The organism is Streptomyces sp. NPDC001415, assembly GCF_053597395.1.
Genome location: NZ_JBSFIE010000001.1, coordinates 98,404 through 121,571, shown reverse-complemented (window position 1 = coordinate 121,571; position 23,168 = coordinate 98,404). Strand labels below are relative to the sequence as shown.

General features: G+C 69.6%; 15 protein-coding genes. 9 read left to right on the top strand and 6 right to left on the bottom strand.

The genetic code is table 11. The features are described 5' to 3' along the window. The first annotated feature begins 558 nt into the window (after positions 1-558). Positions 559-3,552, top strand: a complete 2,994-nt coding sequence (locus tag ACWC2B_RS00495) for a bifunctional [glutamine synthetase] adenylyltransferase/[glutamine synthetase]-adenylyl-L-tyrosine phosphorylase (RefSeq protein ID WP_450714215.1) — start codon at positions 559-561, stop codon at positions 3,550-3,552. A gap of 24 nt (positions 3,553-3,576) precedes the next feature. On the opposite strand, the gene ACWC2B_RS00490 is transcribed toward ACWC2B_RS00495, so the two are convergent. The 3 genes from ACWC2B_RS00490 to ACWC2B_RS00480 form a co-directional block, all read right to left on the bottom strand. Further along, positions 3,577-4,473, bottom strand: coding sequence for a phosphatase PAP2 family protein (locus ACWC2B_RS00490; RefSeq protein ID WP_450714214.1), 897 nt, complete (start codon positions 4,471-4,473; stop codon positions 3,577-3,579). Positions 4,474-4,575: 102 nt separating this feature from the next. Continuing rightward, positions 4,576-5,604: a LacI family DNA-binding transcriptional regulator gene (locus ACWC2B_RS00485; protein WP_264197997.1), complete on the bottom strand. Its 1,029-nt coding sequence runs from the start codon at positions 5,602-5,604 to the stop codon at positions 4,576-4,578. 25 nt (positions 5,605-5,629) lie between these two features. Beyond that, positions 5,630-7,234, bottom strand: coding sequence for a glycoside hydrolase family 13 protein (locus ACWC2B_RS00480; protein ID WP_450714213.1), 1,605 nt, complete (start codon positions 7,232-7,234; stop codon positions 5,630-5,632). A gap of 288 nt (positions 7,235-7,522) precedes the next feature. Between ACWC2B_RS00480 and ACWC2B_RS00475 the strand changes: the two genes are divergently transcribed. From ACWC2B_RS00475 to ACWC2B_RS00445, 7 genes are all read left to right on the top strand, one after another. Then, positions 7,523-8,797 carry an extracellular solute-binding protein gene (locus tag ACWC2B_RS00475; RefSeq protein WP_450714212.1) on the top strand — a complete coding sequence of 425 codons (1,275 nt, stop codon included), beginning with the start codon at positions 7,523-7,525 and terminating at the stop codon, positions 8,795-8,797. 80 nt (positions 8,798-8,877) lie between these two features. After that, positions 8,878-9,870 (top strand): carbohydrate ABC transporter permease, encoded by a 993-nt coding sequence (locus ACWC2B_RS00470; protein ID WP_450714211.1) that lies wholly within the window; start codon positions 8,878-8,880, stop codon positions 9,868-9,870. Positions 9,871-9,877: 7 nt separating this feature from the next. Next, complete coding sequence (locus ACWC2B_RS00465; RefSeq protein WP_450714210.1) at positions 9,878-10,729, top strand: sugar ABC transporter permease; 852 nt, start codon at positions 9,878-9,880, stop codon at positions 10,727-10,729. A gap of 77 nt (positions 10,730-10,806) precedes the next feature. After that, the gene (locus ACWC2B_RS00460) at positions 10,807-12,495 is read left to right on the top strand and encodes a glycoside hydrolase family 13 protein (RefSeq protein WP_450714209.1); all 1,689 of its coding nucleotides are present in this window, start codon (positions 10,807-10,809) and stop codon (positions 12,493-12,495) included. Continuing rightward, complete coding sequence (locus ACWC2B_RS00455; protein WP_450714208.1) at positions 12,480-13,529, top strand: LacI family DNA-binding transcriptional regulator; 1,050 nt, start codon at positions 12,480-12,482, stop codon at positions 13,527-13,529. Before ACWC2B_RS00460 ends, ACWC2B_RS00455 begins: the two co-directional genes overlap by 16 nt. 696 nt (positions 13,530-14,225) lie before the next feature. Continuing rightward, positions 14,226-18,752: an RICIN domain-containing protein gene (locus ACWC2B_RS00450; RefSeq protein ID WP_450714207.1), complete on the top strand. Its 4,527-nt coding sequence runs from the start codon at positions 14,226-14,228 to the stop codon at positions 18,750-18,752. Next, on the top strand, positions 18,749-19,045 hold the full coding sequence (locus ACWC2B_RS00445; protein WP_450714206.1) for a hypothetical protein: 297 nt from the start codon (positions 18,749-18,751) through the stop codon (positions 19,043-19,045). Before ACWC2B_RS00450 ends, ACWC2B_RS00445 begins: the two co-directional genes overlap by 4 nt. 481 nt (positions 19,046-19,526) lie before the next feature. Here the strand turns inward: ACWC2B_RS00445 and ACWC2B_RS00440 are convergent, their stop codons facing one another. From ACWC2B_RS00440 to ACWC2B_RS00430, 3 genes are all read right to left on the bottom strand, one after another. Then, positions 19,527-20,741, bottom strand: a complete 1,215-nt coding sequence (locus ACWC2B_RS00440; protein WP_450714205.1) for a helix-turn-helix domain-containing protein — start codon at positions 20,739-20,741, stop codon at positions 19,527-19,529. Between the two features lie 110 nt (positions 20,742-20,851). Then, entirely contained in the window at positions 20,852-21,322 is a 471-nt protein-coding gene (cynS, locus tag ACWC2B_RS00435) for a cyanase (protein ID WP_450714204.1), read from the bottom strand. Positions 21,323-21,363: 41 nt separating this feature from the next. Continuing rightward, positions 21,364-21,927, bottom strand: a complete 564-nt coding sequence (locus ACWC2B_RS00430) for a carbonic anhydrase (protein WP_450714203.1) — start codon at positions 21,925-21,927, stop codon at positions 21,364-21,366. Positions 21,928-22,062: 135 nt separating this feature from the next. Between ACWC2B_RS00430 and cynR the strand changes: the two genes are divergently transcribed. Further along, positions 22,063-22,992, top strand: a complete 930-nt coding sequence (cynR, locus tag ACWC2B_RS00425; RefSeq protein ID WP_450714202.1) for a transcriptional regulator CynR — start codon at positions 22,063-22,065, stop codon at positions 22,990-22,992. Positions 22,993-23,168: the final 176 nt, after the last annotated feature.

Below are 23,168 nucleotides of genomic sequence, written 5' to 3'. Positions count from 1 at the left end.
GCCTGGGCGGCCGGGGTCAGTGCGTGAGCACTGCCTCGCCGAAGGCCCGGCCGTGAGTGCTCGGTCAGGACTGGTCAGCGCTGGTCAGAACCTGATCGGCATAGAAGACGAAAGGTCCAAGAATCGGGTTCATTTGGACTCGGCGGCAAATCGTGTGGCCTTGATCACCTTGAATTGCCGCTATATCACCCCAAGTCCGGCATGTTGCGCCATGAAGTGGGCGCGAGGAAGGGGTGGTTCTCTTTCGGAATGTCCGGAAAGTTGCCCTATGTGGATGGGTCGTCACCTGTGGTGAGGGGTGGTAGGTGTGAGGGGACGCAGGTGTGACGGCCAGGGCCGAAGGCCCCGCCCCGGTGCGGGGCGCCCCTTGCGGCTCCGCAGGGCGGGCTCGTGAGCGGACCCGTCGAGCCACCCCTGCCCGGCCGCCCGGCACCACCTCGCCGGGCCCCGGCACCCCTATTCCGGCTAGGCTCGGAATCCGGGTCTTGATCGGGTGGGCCGGTTCCGGGAACCCCCGGCCGGGCGTGCGGGCGTACGTACGAGGTGGGAGGCGGCCAGATGACGGTGCCGGGGCGCAGGAGCAGTACCTTCACGCGGCTGCTGCGGCATGGCTTCACCGATCCTTCGGCCTCCGAGCGGCTCCTGGAGACCCCCGAGCTCGCCCCCGTACGGTCCGACCCGGTGCTTCTGGACGCGCTCGGCGCCACCGCCGACCCCGATCTGGCGCTGCTCGGGCTCGTCCGGATCGTGGAGGCGCAGGACGCCGACGAGCGCCGCACCCTCCTGGACACCCTGGTCACCGCGAAGCCGCTGCGCGACCGGCTGCTCGGGGTGCTCGGCGCCTCCGAGGCGCTCGGCGACCACCTGGCCCGCCACCCGCGCGACTGGCACGCCCTGGTCACCTACGAGGCCGCCGACCTGCACCCCGGGGTCGCCGAGTTCGAGCGGGGCCTCGCCGAGGCCACCGACCCCGTGACGCTGCGCGTCGCCTACCGGCGGTGCCTGCTCGCCATAGCGGCCCGTGACGTGTGCGGGACCACCGACATGGCGCAGACCGCCGCCGAACTCGCCGACCTCGCCACCGCCACCCTGCGCGCCGCGCTCGCCATCGCCCGCACCGCGGCCCCCGCCGACGCCGCCCAGTGCCGCCTCGCGGTGATCGCGATGGGCAAGTGCGGAGGGCACGAGCTCAACTACGTCTCCGACGTCGACGTGATCTTCGTGGCCGAACCGGCCGACGGCGGCGACGAGGGCAAGGCGATGCAGGCCGCGTCCCGGCTCGCCGCCCACCTCATGCGGATCTGCTCCGAGACCACCGTCGAGGGCGTCATCTGGCCCGTCGACGCCAACCTGCGCCCCGAGGGCCGCAACGGCCCGCTGGTGCGGACGCTCTCCAGCCACCTCGCCTACTACCAGCGCTGGGCCAAGACCTGGGAGTTCCAGGCGCTGCTCAAGGCCCGCCCGGTGGCCGGCGACCCCGAACTCGGCCAGGACTACGTCGAGGCCGTCTCACCCCTGGTGTGGCAGGCGGCCGAGCGGGACAACTTCGTCGCCGACGTCCAGAAGATGAGGCGCCGGGTCGTCGACAACATCCCCGCCGCCCAGGTCGAGCGCGAGCTGAAGCTCGGCCCCGGCGGGCTGCGCGACGTCGAATTCGCCGTCCAGCTCCTGCAGTTGGTGCACGGCCGCAGTGACGCGACCCTGCACAGCGGCACCACCCTGGACGCGCTGGCGGCGCTCGCCGCCGGCGGCTACGTGGGCCGGGCGGACGCCGCACAGATGGATGAGGCGTACCGCTTCCTGCGCGCCATGGAGCACCGCATACAGCTCTACCGGCTGCGCCGCACCCACCTCGTGCCCGAGGACGAGGCCGATCTGCGCCGCCTCGGCCGCTCGCTCGGCCTGCGCACCGAGCCCGTCGCCAGCCTCAACAAGGAGTGGAAGCGGCACGCGTCCGTCGTGCGCCGCCTGCACGAGAAGCTCTTCTACCGGCCGCTCCTGGACGCCGTCGCCCAGCTCGCCCCCGGCGAGACCCGGCTCAGCGCCCGCGCGGCCGCCCACCGCCTCGAAGCGCTCGGGTACGCCGACCCGGCCGCCGCCCTGCGCCACCTGGAGGCGCTGTCCTCCGGGGTGAGCCGCAAGGCCGCCATCCAACGCACCCTGCTGCCCGTCCTGTTGGGCTGGTTCGCGGACTCCGCCGACCCGGACGCCGGACTGCTCGGCTTCCGCAAGGTCTCCGACGCGCTCGGCAAGACCCCCTGGTACCTGCGGCTCCTGCGCGACGAGGGCGCCGCCGCCGAGAACCTGGCCCGCGTCCTGTCGGCCGGCCGGCTCGCCCCCGACCTGCTGCTCCGCGCCCCCGAGGCGGTCGCCATCCTGGGCGACCCGGACGGGCTCGTGCCGCGCGGCCGGGACCACCTGGAGCAGGAGGTCCTCGCCGCCGTCGGCCGCGCCGAGACCGCCGAGGGCGCGGTCGCCGCCGCCCGCGGGGTGCGCCGCCGCGAACTGTTCCGCACCACCGCGGGCGACCTCATCGGCTCGTACGGCACCGAGGACAGCCCCGCCGAGGAGGACCCGGGAGCCCTCGTCGACCGGGTCGGGGGCGCGGTCACCGACCTGAACGCGGCCACCATCGCCGGCGCCCTGCGCGCCGCCGTGCGGGCCGAGTGGGGCGACACCCTGCCCACCCGGTTCGCGGTCATCGGCATGGGCCGCTTCGGCGGCCACGAGCTGGGCTACGGCTCGGACGCGGACGTCCTGTTCGTGCACGAGCCCCGCGAGGGCGTGGACGAGCAGGAGGCCGCGAAGGCCGCGAGCCGCGTCGTCACCGAGATGCGCAGACTCCTCCAACTCCCCACCGCCGACCCGCCGTTGCTGATCGACGCCGACCTGCGGCCGGAGGGCAAGTCGGGGCCGATGGTCCGCTCGCTCAAGTCGTACGAGGCGTACTACCGGCGCTGGTCGCTGGTCTGGGAGAGCCAGGCCCTGCTGCGCGCGGAGGTCATGGCGGGCGACGCCGACCTCGGCGCCCGCTTCATCGAGCTCATCGACCCGCTGCGGTATCCGGTGGAGGGCCTCGGCGACGACGCGGTGCGCGAGATCCGCCGGCTCAAGGCCCGCATGGAGTCCGAGCGGATGCCGCGCGGCGCCGACCCCACCCTGCACACCAAGCTCGGCCGCGGCGGGCTCTCCGACGTCGAGTGGACGGTCCAGCTCCTCCAGATGCGGCACGGCTGGGAACTGCCCGGCCTGCGGACGACCCGGACCAGGCAGGCCCTGGCCGCCGCGCACGCGGCCGGGCTCATCGACACCGAGGACGCCTCGATACTGGACGAGGCGTGGGTGCTCGCCACACGGGTGCGCAACGGGGTCATGCTGGTGCGGGGCCGGGCCGGGGACACGTTCCCCTCCGACGGGCGGGAGCTCGCCGCGGTCGGACGTTACCTGGGGTACGAGCCGGGGCATGTCGGGGACATGCTGGAGGACTACCGGCGGCTCACCCGCAGGGCGCGGGCGGTGGTGGAGGAGCTGTTCTACGGGGCGCACCTGTAGCACCGCGGGGCGGGCCCCCTGACATCACGCCCTGGACGGGCTGGACTGCCCCGGTACCCGGCGCTTCGGCTTCGGCTCCACCAGCCGCGGCAGCTGATGCGGCAGGGCGCCGTACCAGGTCCGGGAGACCAGGAAGCCGAAGGTCAGGCAGAGCAGGCCGCCCACCGCGTCCAGCCAGAAGTGGTTCGCCGTCGAGACGATCACCACCAGCGTGGCCACCGGGTACAGCAGGCCCAGGATCTTCGCCCAGGGCGCGGACGCGAGCGCGAAGATCGTCAGGCCGCACCAGGTCGACCACCCGATGTGCATGGACGGCATCGCCGCGTACTGGTTCGACATGTTCTTCAGGTCGCCCGAGGCCATCGAGCCCCACGTGTGGTGCACCAGGACCGTGTCGATGAAGCCCCCGCCGTTCATCAGGCGGGGCGGCGCCAGCGGGAAGAAGTAGTAGCCGACCAGGGCCACGCCCGTCGTCGCGAAGAGTACGAGCCGTGACGCCGCGTAGCGGCCGGGATGACTACGGAACAGCCACACCAGAACACCGATGGTGATGATGAAGTGCAGTGTCGCGTAGTAGTAGTTCATGCCGACGATGAGCCATGTCACCGAATTCACGGCGTGGTTGACCGACTGCTCCACCGCGATGCCCAGGTGGTGCTCAACGCTCCAGAGCCAGTCGGCGTTCTTGAGCGCCTGCGCCTTCTGCTCCGGCACCGCGTTGCGGATCAGTGAGTACACCCAGTAACTCACCGCGATCAGAAGCACTTCGAACCAGATACGCGGGCGGCGCGGCGAGCGCACACCTCTCAACCGGGCGGAAAATCCGGTTCGTCCCGGTTCGGTGCTGATGGGTGAGGCCGACGGCTCGTTGGTTGGAGCGGCCGTCCGGCCTTCCAGAGTCTTCACGGTCATTTCACCCATGGGAAGAGAGTCTGCCAGATGCACATACCCCCGGCCGATCATCCTCTGGTCGGGTTCGCTCCGCACCTGCTACTCCCTGAGAACGACGTTTCCCGGCGTACGTCAGGGTCGGCTTCGGGGCCTTGCTCCGGAGGTTGAACCGCGTACGACCAGCTCGGGCATGAACACGAACTCGCTGTGCGGGGCGGGGGTGCCCCCGACCTCTTCGAGGAGGGCGCGGACGGCCGCCTGACCCATCGCGGTCACCGGCTTGCGGATGGTGGTCAGCGGCGGGTCGGTGAACGCTATCAGCGGAGAGTCGTCGAAGCCCACCACAGAGACATCACGGGGCACATCCAGGCCCGCCTGACGCGCGGCCCTGATCGCCCCGAGCGCCATCATGTCGCTGGCGCAGACCACCGCCGTGCAGCCCTGCGCGATGAGCGCGGACGCGGCCGCCTGGCCGCCCTCCAGGGTGTACAGCGAGTGCTGGATCAGGGACTCCGCCTCGGCGACGGTGAGCCCGAGCCGGTCCTGCATCCCGGCCGTGAAGCCCTCGATCTTGCGCAGCACGGGAACGAACCGCTTCGGGCCGACCGCCAGGCCGATCCGGGTGTGGCCGAGCGCCGCGAGGTGGGTGACCGCGAGCCGCATCGCGGCCCGGTCGTCGGGGGAGATGAAGGGCGCCTGCACCTTCGGCGAGAAGCCGTCCACCAGGACGTACGGGACGCCCTGGGCGCGCAGCTGCTCGTAGCGCTCCATGTCGGCGGTGGTGTCCGCGTGCAGCCCGGAGACGAAGATGATCCCGGAGACGCCCCGGTCCACCAGCATCTCGGTCAGCTCGTCCTCGGTGGACCCGCCGGGTGTCTGGGTGGCCAGCACCGGGGTGTATCCCTGCCGGGTCAGCGACTGGCCGATGACCTGGGCGAGGGCGGGAAAGATCGGGTTTTCCAGTTCCGGCGTTATCAGGCCGACGAGCCCCGCGCTGCGGCGGCGCAGTCGTACGGGCCGCTCGTAGCCCAGCACGTCGAGTGCGGCGAGAACGGATTCGCGGGTGCCCGCGGCCACACCGGGCTTGCCGTTGAGCACGCGGCTGACTGTGGCTTCGCTGACCCCCGCCTGGGCTGCGATGTCGGCGAGCCGTGCGGTCACGGGATTGGACTGTACCGGTCGCACGTCAGATTGCCCACCAGACCGCGGATTCGGCCGGGAGCAGGGCGCTCGCGCCGTCGAACTCGACGGCGCCGCTGGTGAGCAGCGGCCGTCCGGGAAGCGGGAGTTGGACCTCTTCGTCCAGGGTGTTGAGGGTGCACACGAAGCCCGGGCGGGCGAACGCGAGCACCCCCTGGGGCGCCGGGAGCCAGTCCATCGTGCCGTCGCCGAGGCCCGGCAGCTCGCGGCGCAGGGCGAGGGCCGCGCGGTAGAGCTCCAGGGTCGAGTGCGGGTCGCCCGTCTGGGAGGCGACGCTGAGCCCGCGCCAGGAGGCGGGCTGCGGCAGCCAGGGCGCGGCCTCGCCGAATCCGTAACTGGGGCCTTCGGCGGTCCACGGGATCGGGACGCGGCAGCCGTCGCGGAAGCCGTCCTGGCCGGCCGCGCGGTGGAAGGCGGGGTCCTGGCGCAGCTCGTCGGGCAGGTCGGTGACCTCGGGCAGGCCCAGCTCCTCCCCTTGATAGAGGTAGGCGGAGCCGGGCAGCGCCAGCGTGAACAGGGTCGCGGCGCGGGCCCGGCGCAGGCCCTGCTCGCCGCCGCCGTATCGGGTCACATGGCGTACGACGTCGTGGTTGGAGAGCACCCACGTGGCGGCGGCGCCGACCGCGCCCGTCGCGGCGAGCGAGGCGTCGACCGTCTCGCGCATCTGCTCCGCGTCCCAACCGCACGTCAGGAACTGGAAGTTGAAGGCCTGGTGCAGCTCGTCGGGGCGTACGTACAGGGCGAGGCGCTCGGGCGAGGGGGCCCAGGCCTCGGCCACCGCGATGCGCTCGCCGTCGTAGCTGTCGAGCAGCTCGCGCCAGGCGCGGTGGATCTCGTGGACGCCGTCCTGGTCGAAGAAGGGGAGCACCTGGCTGCCGATGAGCTTGGCCTGCTCGCTCGCGCCGATGTCGGGCAGACCCGCCGCCTTGACCATGCCGTGGGCGACGTCGATGCGGAAGCCGTCGACCCCGAGGTCCAGCCAGAAGCGGAGCACCGAGTCGAACTCGGCGCGTACCTCGGGGTGGTCCCAGTCGAGGTCGGGCTGCTCGGGGGCGAACAGGTGCAGGTACCAGTCCCCGCCCGGGACCCGCGTCCAGGCGGGCCCGCCGAACACCGACTCCCAGTCGTTGGGCGGGAGTTGGCCGTCCGGGCCCTTCCCGGGGCGGAAGTGGTAGCGCTCGCGCTCGGGGCCGCCGGCGAGCGCCGCGCGGAACCAGGGGTGCTGGTCGGAGGTGTGGTTGGGGACGATGTCGACGATGACGCGAAGCCCGAGCCGGTGTGCCTCGCGCACCAGGTCGTCCGCGTCGGACAGCGAGCCGAAGAGCGGGTCCACCGTCCGGTAGTCGGCCACGTCGTAGCCGCCGTCCGCCTGCGGGGACGCGTAGAACGGGGTGAGCCAGACCGCGTCCGCGCCCAGGTCCTTGAGGTGGGGGAGCCGGGCCCGGATGCCGGGCAGATCGCCGATGCCGTCGCCGTCACCGTCCGCGAAGGAGCGGACGTACACCTGGTAGATCACGGCGTCGCGCCACCAGCCGGCCCCGGGGCCGGGGTGCTCCTGGGCGACGGCGGCGGTCGTCAGCTCCTGCGTCATGTGTGGTCCCTCTCGAAAACCCTGCATCTACGGGATCAACGCCGATGGCCCTCGAAAGTAACAGCCTTGCAAGGTCTTGCGGAACCCTTGCAGCGGCTCCACAGGCGCATATGGACCAGGCGCACCGGCTTTGACAAGGCGCACAACGGCAACCGTGCGGACACGCTGACGTAACGATCACCCGGCCTTGCAGAAATTCTTCGCAAGGTCTTTCGGTCGCCTTTCATCCTTGTTACGTTCCTGGCGATCCGGCGCCGTGATGGAGCGGCACCCAGTGAAGGAGTTCTCATGCGACGTGGCATAGCGGCCACCGCGATCGCGGCGACCCTCGCGCTCGCGGCGACGGCCTGCGGTGGCAGCGACAGTGACGGCGGCAAGGCGGACGGCCCCGTCACCATCACCTGGTGGGACACCTCGAACGCCACGAACGAGGCACCCACCTACCAGGCGCTGGTCACGGAGTTCGAGAAGGCGAACCCGACGATCAAGGTCAAGTACGTCAACGTGCCCTTCGACCAGGCACAGAACAAGTTCGACACCGCCGCCGGCGCCAAGGGCGCCCCGGACGTGCTGCGCGCCGAGGTCGGCTGGACGCCCGCCTTCGCGAAGAAGGGCTACTTCCTGCCGCTTGACGGCACCGACGCCTTGACCGACCAGGCCAAGTTCCGGCCCAACCTGATCAAGCAGGCCCAGTTCGAGGGCAAGACCTACGGCGTCCCGCTGGTCACCGACACCCTCGCCCTCGTCTACAACAAGGCCCTCTTCGCCCAGGCCGGCATCACCAAGGCCCCCGCCACCTGGGACGAGCTGAAGGCGGACGCCGCCCTGGTCAAGCAGAAGGCCGGCGTCGACGGCTACTGGGGCTCCACCGCCGGGTACTACGCGCAGCCGTTCCTGTACGGCGAGGGCACCGACACGGTCGACGCCGCGGCCAAGAAGGTCACCATCGCAAGTCCCGCCGCTGTCAAGGGACTTGAGACCTGGAAGGGCCTGTTCGACGGCCCCGGCCTGCACAAGGCGGACGTCACCGCCGACGCGTACGCCCACATCCAGGACGCCTTCGTGAACGGCAAGGTCGCCGCCATCGTCCAGGGCCCGTGGGAGATCACCAACTTCTACAAGGGCTCCGCGTTCAAGGACAAGGCCAACCTCGGCATCGCCACCGTCCCGGCCGGCTCGGCAGGCAAGGCGGGCGCCCCGACCGGCGGCCACAACCTGTCCGTGTACGCGGGCTCCGACAAGGCGCACGCCGCCGCCGCGATGAAGTTCGTCAGCTTCATGACGTCGGCCAAGAGCCAGGAGGCCATCGCCCTGAAGAACTCCACGCTGCCCACCCGCGAGGACGCCTACACCCCGCAGGTCAAGGCCGACCCGGGCATCGCCGGCTACCAGAGCGTGCTGCCCGCCGCCCAGCCCCGGCCCGAGCTGCCCGAGTACAGCTCGCTGTGGACACCGATGGACACCACCCTGCCGAAGGTCGCCGACGGCAAGGAGTCCGTCGCCGACGCCACCAAGAGCCTCCAGCAGGACATGGCCAAGCTGGTCCCCGACTTCACCAAGTGAGCCCCGCCGCCGGGCCGTTCCCCCACGGGGACGGCCCGGCGGCACGCACGTCCGCCGAACTCCCCGGAAAAGGTGTCGAGATGACCGTTGCCGTCGATGGCGCGGCCCCCAACAGCGCGGCCAAGGCGCGCCGGGGGCCGCTGGAGCGCCTCAGGCAGTCCTGGCAGAAGCACTGGTACGCGTACGCGATGGTCGCGCCGATCGTCGTCGTGCTCGGCGTCCTCGTGCTCTATCCGCTCGTCCAGGGCGTCTACTACACGCTCACCGACGCCAACAGCCTCAACTCGGCGCGCACCATTGGCGCCAACCACATCGACGCCACCTACGAGTTCATCGGGCTGCACAACTACGCGGACATCCTGTGGGGGCCGACCGCCTGGGACCGGTTCTGGTCGCACTTCGTCTGGACGGTCGTGTGGACCGTCGCCTGTGTGACCCTGCACTACGTCATCGGGCTCGCGCTCGCGCTGCTGCTCAACCAGAAGCTGCGCGGCCGCACCTTCTACCGGATGATGCTGATCCTGCCCTGGGCGGTCCCCACCTTCGTGACCGTCTTCTCCTGGCGCCTGATGCTCAGCGACTCCGGCATCGTGAACTCCGTGCTCGGCACGCTCCACCTGCCGCAGCCCGAGTGGCTGGAGCAGCCGCACTTCCAGCAGCTCGCCGCGATCCTCGTCAACACCTGGGTCGGCGTGCCCTTCATGATGATCTCCCTGCTCGGCGGGCTCCAGACGATCCCCGCGGAGCTGTACGAGGCCGCCGAGATGGACGGCGCGAGCGCCTGGCAGCGCTTCCGCCACGTCACCCTGCCGGGGCTTCGCCCGGTCAGCGCCACGGTCGTGCTGCTCGGCATCATCTGGACGTTCAACCAGTTCGTGATCATCTTCCTGCTCTTCGGCAACGGCGGCGCCCCCGACGCCCAGATCCTGGTCACCTGGGCCTACCGGCTCGGCTTCGGACAGCAGCCCCGCGACTTCGCCCAGTCCGCCACCTACGGCGTGCTGCTGCTCTCCATCCTGATCGTCTTCACCTCCTTCTACCGACGCTGGCTGGCCCGCAATGAACAGGTCTGATGCCCCCATGACCACCAAGGTCGTCTCCCGGGACCACACGCGGCGCCGCACCGCCGTCCTGTCGCACCTCGCGCTGAGCATCGCCAGCCTCGTCGCCCTCTTCCCGATCGCCTGGCTGGTCTTCCTCTCGCTCGGGCCGGACAAGGACGACTACCTGCACCCGGGCCGCATCTGGTCCAAGATGTCCTTCTCCAACTACGCGTTCGTCACCGAGCACACCAAGTTCTTCACCTGGCTCGGCAACACCGCCCTGATCGCGCTCGCGACCTGCGTCATCGGCGTGATGTTCGCGGCCACCACCGGCTACGCGGTCTCGCGGATGCGCTTCCCCGGCTACCGCAAGCTGATGTGGGTGCTGCTCGTCACCCAGATGTTCCCGATCGCCGTACTGATCGTGCCGATGTACCAGATCCTCGGCGACCTCGGCCTCATCGACACCTACGGCGGCCTGATCCTGGTGTACTGCTCCACGGCGGTGCCGTACTGCGCCTGGATGCTCAAGGGGTACTTCGACTCGATCCCCATCGAGATCGACGAGGCGGGCCGGGTCGACGGCCTCACCCCGTTCGGCACCTTCTTCCGGCTCATCCTGCCGCTCGCCCGGCCGGGCCTCGCGGTCGCCGCCTTCTACACCTGCCTCACCGCGTGGGGCGAGGTGGCGTTCGCCTCCACGTTCATGCTCGACGACGGCAAGTACACGCTCGCCGTGGGCCTGTCCAGCTTCGTCAGCCAGCACGACGCCCAGTGGAACTACATGGCCGCCACCGCCGTACTCATCGCCATCCCCGTCTCCGCCGTGTTCTACCTCGTGCAGAAGCACCTGGTCACCGGCATGACCGCGGGCGCCACCAAGGGCTGAGCCGGGCCCCGTCCCGGCCGCCCATCCCATCGGATTCCGGGGGTTGACCACCCCCGGACCCCCCTTCTAAGGACGACATGACCCAGCACTTCACCGCCCCCGACCGCCTCACCGGGAAGACCGGTACACAGTGGTGGCGGGACGCCGTGATCTACCAGGTCTATCCGCGCAGCTTCGCCGACGGCAACGGCGACGGCATGGGCGACCTCGAAGGCGTGCGCGCCAGGCTGCCGTACCTGCGCGACCTCGGTGTCGATGCCGTCTGGCTCTCCCCCTTCTACGCCTCCCCGCAGGCCGACGCCGGGTACGACGTCGCCGACTACCGGGCCATCGACCCGATGTTCGGCACCCTGCACGACGCGGACGCGCTGATCCGCGACGCGCACGAGCTGGGCCTGCGCATCATCGTCGACCTCGTACCGAACCACTCCTCCGACCAGCACGAGTGGTTCAAGCGCGCCCTGGCCGAGGGCCCCGGCTCGCCGCTGCGGGCCCGCTACCACTTCCGCCCCGGAAAGGGCGCGGACGGTGAACTCCCGCCCAACGACTGGGAGTCCATCTTCGGCGGGCCCGCCTGGACCCGCACCGAGGCGCCGTCAGGCGATGGGGGCACCTCCCAGCCGGAGGCTGGGGGAGAGTGGTACCTGCACCTGTTCGCCCCCGAGCAGCCCGACCTCAACTGGGACCACCCGGCGGTCGCCGACGAGTTCCGCTCCATCCTGCGCTTCTGGCTCGACATGGGCGTCGACGGTTTCCGCATCGACGTCGCCCACGGCCTCGTCAAGGCGCCGGGCCTGCCGGACATCGGCGGCCACGACCAGCTCAAGCTGCTCGGCAACGACGTCATGCCGTTCTTCGACCAGGACGGCGTCCACGCGATCTACCGCTCGTGGCGGACCATCCTGGACGAGTACGACGGCGAGCGCATCGCGGTGGCCGAGGCCTGGACCCCGACCGTCGAGCGGACTGCCGCCTACGTCCGCCCCGACGAACTGCACCAGGCCTTCAACTTCCAGTATCTGGGCGCCCCTTGGGACGCGGCGGCACTGCGCGAGGTCATCGACACCTCGCTCGCCGCGATGCGGCCGGTCGGCGCCCCCGCCACCTGGGTCCTGTCCAACCACGACGTCACCCGGCACGCCACCCGCTTCGCCAACCCGCAGGGCCTCGGCACCCAGCTGCGCACCCCGGGCGACCGCGAACTCGGCCTGCGCCGGGCCCGCGCGGCCACCCTCCTGATGCTGGCCCTGCCGGGCTCGGCGTACGTGTACCAGGGCGAGGAGCTGGGCCTGCCCGACGTCACCGACCTGCCCGACGAGGTGCGCCAGGACCCGTCGTTCTTCCGCGCCGCCGGCCAGGACGGCTTCCGCGACGGCTGCCGCGTCCCGATCCCGTGGACCGTCGAGGGCAGCTCGTACGGGTTCGGCAGTGGCGGCAGTTGGCTCCCGCAGCCCGATTCGTGGGGCGGGCTCAGCGTCGAGGCGCAGACCGGCGACGCGGACTCCACCCTTGAGCTCTATCGCCGGGCCATCGCGGCCCGCCGCGCCCACCCGGGCCTCGGCGCCGGGGACGACGTCCAGTGGCTGGACGCACCCGAGGGCGTGCTCGCGTTCGCCCGCGAGGGCTTCGTGTGCACGGTAAACCTGACGGGCTCGCCCGTACGCCTCGCGACGCCGGGCCGAGTCGTCCTGGCAAGCGCTCAACTGACCCTGGACGACGGGCAGTTCGACCTTCCGGCCGACACGACGGTGTGGTGGACGGTGTGAGCCATGCCGCGCAGCAGACCGGGCCGCGCCTCGCCGAGATAGCGGCCCAGGCCGCCGTCAGCGAGGCCACCGTCAGCCGCGTGCTCAACGGCCGGCCGGGGGTCGCCGACGCCACCCGGCAGCGGGTGCTCGCGGCCCTCGACGTGCTCGGCTGGGAGCGCCCGGCCCGGCTGCGCCGGCGCAGCGAGGGGCTGATCGGCCTGGTCACCCCGGAGCTGACCAACCCGATCTTCCCCGCCTTCGCGCAGGCGGTGGAGCAGGTCCTCGCGGGCCACGGCTACACCCCCGTCCTGTGCACCCAACTGCCGGGCGGGGCGACGGAGGACGAGCTGGTCGAGCAGCTGGAGGAGCGCGGCGTCAACGGCATCGTGTTCCTGTCCGGCTTGCACGCGGACACCTCGACGGACCCGGCCCGCTATCTGGCGCTGGCCGAACGCGGCGTCCCGTACGTGCTGGTCAACGGCTACAACGAGGCGATCCGAGGCCCCTTCGTCTCCCTTGACGACCACGCGGCGATCCGGATGGCGGTGGGGCACCTGACCGACCTCGGGCACACCCGGATCGGCCTTGCGGTCGGACCGTTGCGCTACTCGCCGTCGCGCCGCAAGACGGAGGGCTTCACGGCAGCCCTTGGCGAACGCCTCGGCCTGCGCGATCCGGAGGCGGCGGCCTACATCAAACCCACCCTGTACAGCGTGGAGGGCGGCCAGGTCGCGGCGGGCGCGCTGCTCGACCAGGGCTGCACGGGGATCGTCTGCGGCAGCGACATGATGGCGCTCGGCGTGGTGCGCGCCGCCCGCGAACGCGGCCTCGACGTGCCGGGCGACGTCTCTGTGGTGGGCTTCGACGACTCCCAGCTCATCGCCTTCACCGACCCGCCCCTGACGACGGTGCGCCAGCCGGTGGCGGCGATGGCGGCGGCCGCGGTGTCGGCCCTCCTGGAGGAGATCGGCGGAACCCCGGTCCAGCGAACGGAGTTCGTGTTCCAGCCTGAGCTGGTGGTGAGGGGGTCTACGGCGGGGGCGCGGGGGTGACCGAGGGCGGTACTGGGCCGCCCTCGAAGCCTCTCCGGGCGTTCAGAACGTCGCCCATCCGTCGGGGTGCCGGGTAGGTACGGGTCAGTGCTTCCCGTGGCCTGTACGGAAGCTGTGTGGCCCGGCCTCTCCACGGTTGCGGCCCCGGGCACGGCGGGGGCTGAGGCGGAGTGATCGGCTCGCCGCACGGCGAGGCACGCCGATGACCAGGCTCAGCTCCGCTCGGAGGGTTCCCTGGCAGGGCATCTTGAGTGGCGGCCCATTCAGTACGTGCTCATGCCTCCAAGTGAAGGCCTGACCTTCCGGATTGAGCCACTGAGACAGTCTTGGCTGCCCGCCACGAAAGGGAATTTCCTCTGCGTCACAGCTGGACCATCGGCTGCGCTTGGTCTCTTCGCGCGCCCGGAGTACGCCAGCGCACTGCTATGGCGGTGGCTTGGTTCGTACGGTCCCAAGATTTTCCTTGCCCTCTTCAGGCATCGTGTGGCTATGGTGAGCGCTGCACTTACAGGTTCTTCACAGAATCTGGATGCGTGTCATCCGGTGGCCGGGGGCCCACCAAGGGGGAGGGGCGCCGCCATGTGTGTGTCCCGCGTCTTTCACACGATCCCGCTCTGCGCGACGCGTCCCTGACGTGAGGTCAAAGGCACTGTCTTCTCGCGTCCTGACCAGTTCCCGGCCGTCGATCTCGCCTGTTTGAACGACGACAAGAAGGATGCAGTGAAGCGATCCAGTCCTTGGTTCCGTATGCCCGGATCACGAAGATCCCCGCTATTGACCTCGGTCATAACCTCCGTCACGGCGATGGCGGTTGCTGCTGGTTTGGCCATTCTGCCGCAGGCCCTGGACCTCGGCGCGGGGACTAGGCCGGTCGTCGACGCCGATCCCTGGGCGGACAGCGGTAGCGCTGGACAACTTCGGATGGACCAGTGCCTGATGGCGGATGTACTGCGATTGGGCGGTCCATCGATGGCTCAGACCGCGCAGGACGGCCTCAACTTGCCTGCAGACAAGCTTCACGCCTTGGCCGATCGGCAGTATTGGCAGCAGACGCCTCTGGGAGCTGCGTACGAAAAGGACCGCGCCACGGGGGATCAGCAACTGAAGGACCTCGACACCACGGCGCGGCAGACGGTGCAGATGGGCGGGCTGCAAAACCCGCCCGGAACTCACGACATCGGCGAGGGCAGCAGAACCTTCTATGACCAGCTCGGTCTGACGAAGTGGATCCACGACCAGTGGTGGAAGAGCGAATCAGACTTCTACAACGATCCCACCCCCACGATGGACGTGCCGACACGTCAGGCCGTCGAGGCTCTGGGCGGACCGCGTTACCCGATGTGGAGCACAGAGGGTGACGGGAACTACGACGAGCGCAAAGCGTTCTACTGGATGGGTTCGGTCTCGAAGTTCAACGGCGACTTCGGAGCAGACGACGGGCGGATCTTCCTTGCCTCCGGAGGCTTCCCGCGCACTGCGCCGCAACCAGGAACGGCGGAGTACCGCATAGCGGTGGAAGACGTGAAGTCGCGCTTCGCATCGTGCGCGTGGCGGAATCCGCTGGATCCGAACCAGGTACTCACCGGCATCACGGCTACAGCCGCGTCGGAGTGGCAGCAAGAGATCGCGGCCCAGGCCCCGCAGCGCAACCAGATCCTGAACGCGAGCAAGGACGCGACCGCAGCCCTGGTCGCCGGTTCGAAGGCGCTAGGGACGCTGCTCGGTCACTCCGAGGTCGCCGACCATATGGCCCGCTGGCAGGACTACTGGGCACCGGGCGGTGTCGGATGGGTCGGTGACGCGCCGGCCGTGGTCGAGGTGCACGGCGCGAAGGGCAAGTGCCTGGACGTGGAGGGCGGCCGGAGGGACAACGGAACCCCTGTTCAGCTGTACACGTGCAACGGCACCGCTGCCCAGCAATGGTTCCTCTACAACGATGACAGCGGGCCTCACCTCCGGAGCGTCGACTCCTACAAGTGCCTGGACGCAGCGGGCGGAAAGACGGCCGACGGCACGAAGGTCCAGATCTATCAGTGCAACGAGACCGCGGCACAGACGTGGGAGTACAACCCCCGGGCCACCACCCCGCTGAAGAACGTGGGCGCGGGCAAGTGCCTGGACCTGCACACCTTCGACAACGGCTATGACACGTGGCTGTGGCCGTGCAACGGCACCCCCGCCCAGCAGTTCGACATCAAACCCACAGGCCATCACGCCACTGACCAACCAGTCCAGGCCGATTTCGACAAGGCGAAGTCGCTGACCACTGGCGCGCAGGCCGGGGCGAAGCAGCAGCTCGACATTCTGAGGGGGCAGCTCACCGCCGCGCAGAAGGCCGCCGCTGCCTCGGACACCGCGCTGCAGACCTCCTACACCAGTGCGGATGCCGCCGGTGCACCGCGCGGCCGCGGCCTGCTGGTCGGGCAGCAGAAGGACCAGGTCACCAAGGGCACGCTGGCCGCCCTGCAGGCGATGGTGAAGGCCGGCGAGACCGCCGAGGCCGCCACCCGCGCTTCCGTGGGGGACAGCCAGACCATCGCGCAACGTGCGCTCGCGCAGGCGGCGCAGGTGCAGACCGAGTTCCGCAAGAAGGCAGCGGAGACGGCCGAGTTGCAGGCCAAGGCCGCCGCCGACGCCGCGAAGATCCACCGCGACAACGCGAAGAAGGACAAGGAGACGGCGGAGGCCAAGCTCGCCGACACCTTGAAGGCCGAGGCGAACGCGAAGGCGGCCGCTGCCGACGCGCACGCCAAGCGGCTGGCCGCAGAGGCCGAGGCGGCCACGGCGAAGGCGGAGAAGGAAACCGCCGTCGTCAAGCAGGGAGAAGCCGCTCAGCACAGGCAGAACGCGGAGACCGAGGCGGGCAGGGCCAAGGACGCCAAGGAAAAGGCCGAAGCCTCCGAAGCAACCGCGGTCGAGAAGAAGAACGCCGCGGTCGCGTCACGCGACAACGCCAAAGCCAAGCGGGACGACGCCTGGGATGCCCAGCAGAGGTCGGACGCGGCCCGGGCGAAGGCCGACGCGCTGGAGGCGTACGCGCAGGCCCATAAGTCCGACGAGCAGGCAAAGGCGTCCAGGGCCGCGGCCGATGAGGCGTCCAGGCATGCGGACGATGCCGAAACGGCCGCAGGCAAGGCTCATACCGAGGCGGACGCCGCAAGCCAGGCTGCCGCGGACGCGTACGCCGCTGCCACGCGCGCCGAGGCGGCCGCCAAGCGAGCCCGCTCGGATGCGGACGGCGCCCAGGCCGCGAAGCTCGTTGCTGATGCCGCGGTAAGGACCGCGACCAGTGCCGAAGCGGACGCGATCGCCGCGTCCCAGCACGCCTCCGCCGAAGCGAACCTTGCCGTGCAACTCGCCGACGAGGCCGAAGCAAAGGCCAAGACCGCCAAGAACGAGGCGGACGCGGCGAGCAAAGAAGTCCCCAAGGCCCTCGAAGCAGCGGCGAAGGCCGCCGGCTTCGCCCACGTCACCGCGCAGGCCGCCGAAGACGCCGGCAACTCCGCAGCCCAGGTCGCCAAGCCGGCCAACGACGCCATCCAGCTCGGCTCCCCCTACGTCACCACCGACTCGGCAGCCGGCCTCGTCGTCCTGACCGGACAGGCATCCAAGACGATCGCCGAACAGCAGAAGGCCGTCGCTGACGCCCACGCCAAGAACGCCAAGGAAGAAGCCGCCGCAGCCCAGGCGCTGGCCGACCAGGCACAGGCCGACACCAAGGAGGCCTACCAGCACGCGGCCAACGCCGCCCGCTACGCCGCCGACGCACGCGGCTATGCCACCGAAGCCCTCGGCTACGCATCCGACGCCGCCAACGCCGCGTCCAAGGCCGCCGACTCACTGGCGCGCACCGTCGAGTACGACCGCCAGGCCACCGAAGACGCGGCGGCCGCCAACACCGCGGCCGGAAACGCCGAGGGCTACGCCAAGGAGGCCCGCGCCGCGGCCGACCAGGCAGCGCTCGACGCCACTGCGGCCCATGCGGCGGCGGATCGGGCCACCAAGGACGCCAAGGATGCCCGCGCCGCAGCCGACCGCGCCAACACCGCCGCAACCGAAGCCGAACAGGCTGCGAAAGACGCCGACAAGTTCGCCAAGGACGCCCAGGACGCCGCAGATCGGACTGAACAGGAGAATGCCAATAAGGGAGTAACTGAAGGGGCCGGGACCGGAATTCCCGGCGTGTTCGCCGTTCCGGACGAGTCAACCGTCGAAATCGTCAGCTCCAAGCAAATCGGCAAGTGCCCAGGAATGCCGGATGCCGCGTTCCAGGGCTGTGATGCGACGTACGACCTGGTCGTCACCTACCAGGCCGACTTCTACCTGTGCACCGACGGCCATGCACAGGCCACGCCCGACGGGTGCCCCAAGTCGTCATGGCAGTTCCTCCAGCGGGAGACGCTGAAGAATGTCAAGATCGACGGCTGGACACACCACTTCTCCGGCAAGGACATCGTCCGCGCCGGATGGCAAACCCTCTTCGGTGAAGTGCCCGGATCGATCCTCTTCTCCTTCTTCGCCGAAGACCTCATGGACTGCTGGCACGGGAGCAAGACCGCCTGTGCCCTGAGTATCGCCATGTATGTCCCGATCGACGGCCTCATCGCCCCGATCGCGCGCGCCGTCACGGCAGTCGATGCGGCCGCCAAGAGCGGCATCGGCTTCGTGGACGCGTATAGAGGCCTGCTCAAGGCCGGTCTGACGGACACGGCCATCGCAGGCATCACCAGCAAATCTTTCCAGAAACTGCGCGAACTCTGCGTCAAGGGAAAACTCCCCGCTGGAAGGACCTTGCTCCGGACTCCCGCGAAGGCTAACCAAGTCAATGACTCCCCTTGCACCGAATGGATAAATGATTACGGCAGCAAAACATCCGGAGTGATGGGTTCCATCAATGATGAGGGAGTCCTGGATCTCATCATTCTCGCGAAAGAAGGCGTGACTCCGACCGGCAGCGAAATGCTTGACGAAGTCATGGGGAAGATCGGCGGAAATGCAAGGGGGATGGGAGGTACCTGGCTGGGCGGCGGTGACATGGCAGACAACCTGGACAGTTTCAACGCGGGCATACAGAGCCTCAAGTTGAGCCCCGAGGAAGCCGCCCGACTGACCTTCACCGGTAAGATGGCCACCAAGTACGGATTCACCGGGAAAGTCGAAATCAGGAAACTGGAAGGAACTCCCGGAAATTACACCAAGGTTCAGGTGGTGTTTTGGAAATGAAAGACCCAAGGGTGATTGCGCTCGGCGTTCGTGAACGTGCGATGCGTGGTGCCGATACGGTAGACATTGCGCTGTGGGTGAAGGAGGAGCTGGGGAGCGAAACCACATTTTTCGCTTTTGCCAGCTGCTTCTTCCATGGATTGGGAGTTCCGGTCCATGCGATCAGGGAACTTGAGGGATGGAATGGCGTGGGAGGGAACCGGGACGTGTCGGACGCGGACGTGAGGAAGAGTCTGGATCCGTACGTCGTGCCGCTGAGGCAACAGCGGCAAGAGGTCCAGGGGCCAGAGTGAGGGACGCTTGTGGCGACGTGATGCAACGGTGCATAGCTGCTGCCTCGTCCCGGGCTGCCCGTCGTCACCCGTCTGCGATCCTTACGACGGTCCTGCTGGCTCCCCGCTGCCGGCACTCCGGCGCGCAGCTGCGGTAACGGCTGGAGCAACGGAGCTCCTTCAGGACAAGCTGACTTGACCGGCACCTGTACCAACGAGCTCCGTTGCCCCCGTCGGAAATCATTCAACTGGCGCGCATGACCAGCGGTAAAGCGCCAACGCCTCGGCTCTGTGTCGAGAACAGTTGGACCAAACCTTCTGTGCACTTGCTGTGCATGCAGTCAGCAGACACGAGTACTGCATTCTGCGCCTGCGCGGTCCAGAGGCAGCTGTCCGGCAGATATCCACTCGCCATACCGCCTCGCCGCCCCTCACGTCGTACGGCGATCCTCGCGTTGCGCAGCGGCATTCCCCAGGGACGCAACGTCCTAGTCTTGGCACGCTAATTGGCGACACCAAGGAACTCGGCGAGCCTGCGGAGACCGGGCGTCCGGGGCGATGACTCCCACAGGTCGTTCACGATGGCCACCGCGAGCGTGTGGTGCCGCATCCACGCCGGGGCCACTCGCCGCAATGACTCCAGGGCCCGTACGGCGCCTTCGGCATCCCCGACGTCCGTGTGGGCGCGGGCCACGTCCAGCAGAAGCCACGTACGCCAGGACGGTGGCGTGTCCTTGCTGAGGCGCATGCCCTTCGCCAGAGCAAGAGCTTCCTCCGGGCGTTCGTGCTGCACGGCGAGACGGACCCGCTCGATGCGGACCGACGACCGGCTGAACACCGATACCAGCTTGCTGTCCGCCGGCGGAGGGAGAGCGGCGAGGCGGTCGGCCGCTCTTTCCGCGGTCTTCATCATCGTGTCGGCGGTGGCGTAGTCATCGTTCCGGGCATAGCTGGTCGCCGCCGACATCAGCAGGCCACCCCATACTCGAACGCCCTCCGCCGTATGGACGTGCTCCTTCTCGACCCCGTCCGCCGCGTAGACGGCCAGGTGTTGCGCGTCATCGAGACGGTTCTGGCGCTGGTAAGCCCATGCAACGGAGTTGGACACCATGGCCGGCAGCAAGGGGTCGGCCGACTGCCCGGCTGCGTCTATCGCTCGCTCCAGAGCTGAGAGCGCAAGGTCCGACTTTCCCAGACGGATGGCCAGATGGCCGCCGAGTTGCAGCGCCTTGCCCAACGCGCCCTGCCCGGCCGCCCGTTGCTCCGGCGAACCCACGGCCGCCGCGAGCCGGGCATCGGCGATGATCCCGGGCAGCACCTCCATGAGGCGCCCGAACTCGGCATCGTGATACAGCGTCCAGCCCTCGGACAACTCCGCACGCAGGAGCGGCAGCGACAGCCGCTCGGCTCCGGTCGGTTCCGGAGGCGGGGCGAACAGCGGCGGCATGATCGCGCGCCGGACGGCGACCAGCGCCGGAGGGTCGGCCTCACCGTTCGACGGGACCCCGGGAGGATCACCCAACAGGCTTGTCAGCTCTACGCCCAGCCCCTTCGACAGCGCGTGGAGCGTAGGCAGGCGGGCACTGTGCTTCCGTTTCTGCTCCAGCTTGCGCACGACGTCCACCGATACGCCGGACCTGTCCGCCAACCCCTCTTGCGTCAGATCAGCGAGGCGACGCAGCCGACCCAGCCGGTCGCCCAGGTGCTCAGAAGCCATACGCCTACGCTACGCCCGGCCGTCACGGAGAAACGCCGAAAGCGCCCGCACCCGCCGCCCCTTCCGGAAGGGGCGGCGGGTGCAGCTATAGCTCCGAACCCCGGCCGGGATCAGAACGGCTTCGTCGGCAGGTACTTGCCGTCCAGGGTGATCACGGCGCGCTCCCCACCCTCCGGGTCCGCGACCTTCTTCACATCCAGCTTGAAGTTGATCGCGCTGATGATGCCGTCCCCGAACTGCTCGTGCACCAGGGCCTTCAGCGTCGTGCCGTACACCTGGAGCATCTCGTAGAAGCGGTAGATCGTCGGGTCGGTGGGGATGCCGCCCGGGATCGAGCCGCGGCTCGGGATGGTCGTCAGGAGCAGGGCCGCGTCGTCGTCGAGGCCGAGCAGGTCGGCGACGGCCCGCGCGGACTCGGTGGGCAGCGGGTGCTGGCCGAGCACGGCCGCGGTGACGAAGGCGACCGAGAGGCCCGCCGCGTCGGCGATCTGCTGCCACGACAGGTCCTTGCGGACCTTCGCCTCGACGGCGGCGGTGGCGAGGGCCTGGCGGGCGGTGGTGTCGAACGTGGCGTGGGTCATGTTGTAACTCCTTTGAAGATTAGGTGAGTTGATGGTGCGGGTCAGGCGTCGAGTTCCTCGACCGTGCCCGTGCGGATGTCGTACACCCAGCCGCGCAGTGTGAGCCGGCGCTCGGTCAGGGCGCGGGCCACCGAGGGATGCGTCGCCAGGTTCGCCAGCTGGGCCCGTACGTTGCCGCGCACCAGGGCGCCCAGTTCCGCGGCGTCCGCGTGGGCCGGGGCCGCGTCCGCGTGCCGCAGCCAGTCGGCGATCGCGGGCGTGCCGGAGAGGTCGTGGTGCTCGGCAAGCGCGGTCATCGCGCCGCACGCGGAGTGGCCGCAGACCACGATGTCGCTCACGCCGAGCACGGCGACGGCGTACTCGATGCTGGCCGCGACGCCGTCCGGACCCGGGGTGTGGGCGGGCACCAGGTTCCCCGCCGTGCGGATCACGAACAGCTCGCCCGGCTCGCTCTGGGTGATCAGCTCGGGGACCACCCGGGCGTCCGAGCAGCTGATGAACAGCGTCTTGGGGCGGTGGGTGGCGGCGAGGTGGGCGAAGAGGTCCGCCTTGGCGGGGAAGACGCCGCGCTGGAACTGTGCGACGCCCTCGGCGAGGTCTTGCATGGTCACTCCCTTCGGTGGTGGCCGGCCCCGAGGGGCTGACGAGATCCACCATGCATGACCTGCATCTATAGCGTCCAAGACGCAATTTCGATGGCTGTTATTGGTCACATCTATAGCCGGATGTACGGTGGATTCATGGCCCCCGAACTGCGTCACCTGCGCTATCTGCTCGCCGTCGCCGAGCACGGCAACTTCACCCGCGCCGCCGAAGAGCTGCGGATCTCCCAGCCGACCCTGTCCCAGCAGGTCAAGCAGCTGGAGCGCACGGTCGGCGTCCAGCTCCTGGACCGCACCGGCCGCTCGGTCCGGCTCACGGACGCGGGCCAGACCTACGCCCACTACGCGCGGCGCGCCCTGCGGGACCTGGCCGCCGCCGAACGCGCCGTCCTGGACGTCGCCGACCTCTCGCGCGGCAGCCTGCGCCTCGCGGTGACCCCCACTTTCACGGCGTACCTGATCGGCCCCCTCGTCGCCGAGCTGCACACCCGCCACCCTCATATCACCCTGGATGTACGGGAGTTGGCGCAGGACCGCATCGAGGCGGCGCTGCTCGCCGACGAACTCGACCTCGGCATCGCCTTCGACGGACCGCACCTGCCCGGCATCGAAGCGACGGCCCTGTTCACCGAGACCCTTGGTCTGGTCGTCGGCGCCCCGGCCCCGGATGCCGCCCCGCCTGCCCTCGGCGCCCCGGCCCAGGAGAGCGCGCTCACCGTACGTGAGCTGGCGGACCGCCAACTCGCCCTGCTGAGCGGCGACTTCGCGACCCGGGGTCACATCGACGCCTACCTCGGGCACCACCGCGTCACCCCGCGCATCGCGGTGGAGGCCAACTCCATCCAGGCGCTGGCCGAGATCGTCCGCCGCACCCCGCTGGCCACCGTGCTGCCCGACGCCGTCACGCACGACCACCCGCACCTGGCACCCGTCGCGCTCGATCCGCCCCTGCCCGCCCGCACCGTCGCCCTGCTGCGCCGCGAGAGCGCCTACCACAGCGCCGCCGCCCGGGAGTTCACCCGGCTCACCCACGACCTCGTCCGAGCCCGCGGCTACGCGCCCGCCTGAACCCCCGCTCGCACCCCGCTCGCACCCCGATCGCGCCGCGCTCACATGCGGCGCAACTCCTTGCAGACGAGCAATCTCACGCTCCGGATTCTGCCCAAACCATTGACCTGATCCTTACCTCCTCCTACGGTCACCTGCTCAGAAGCGCTTTCAGTCTTGCAGCAAGAACATTCAAG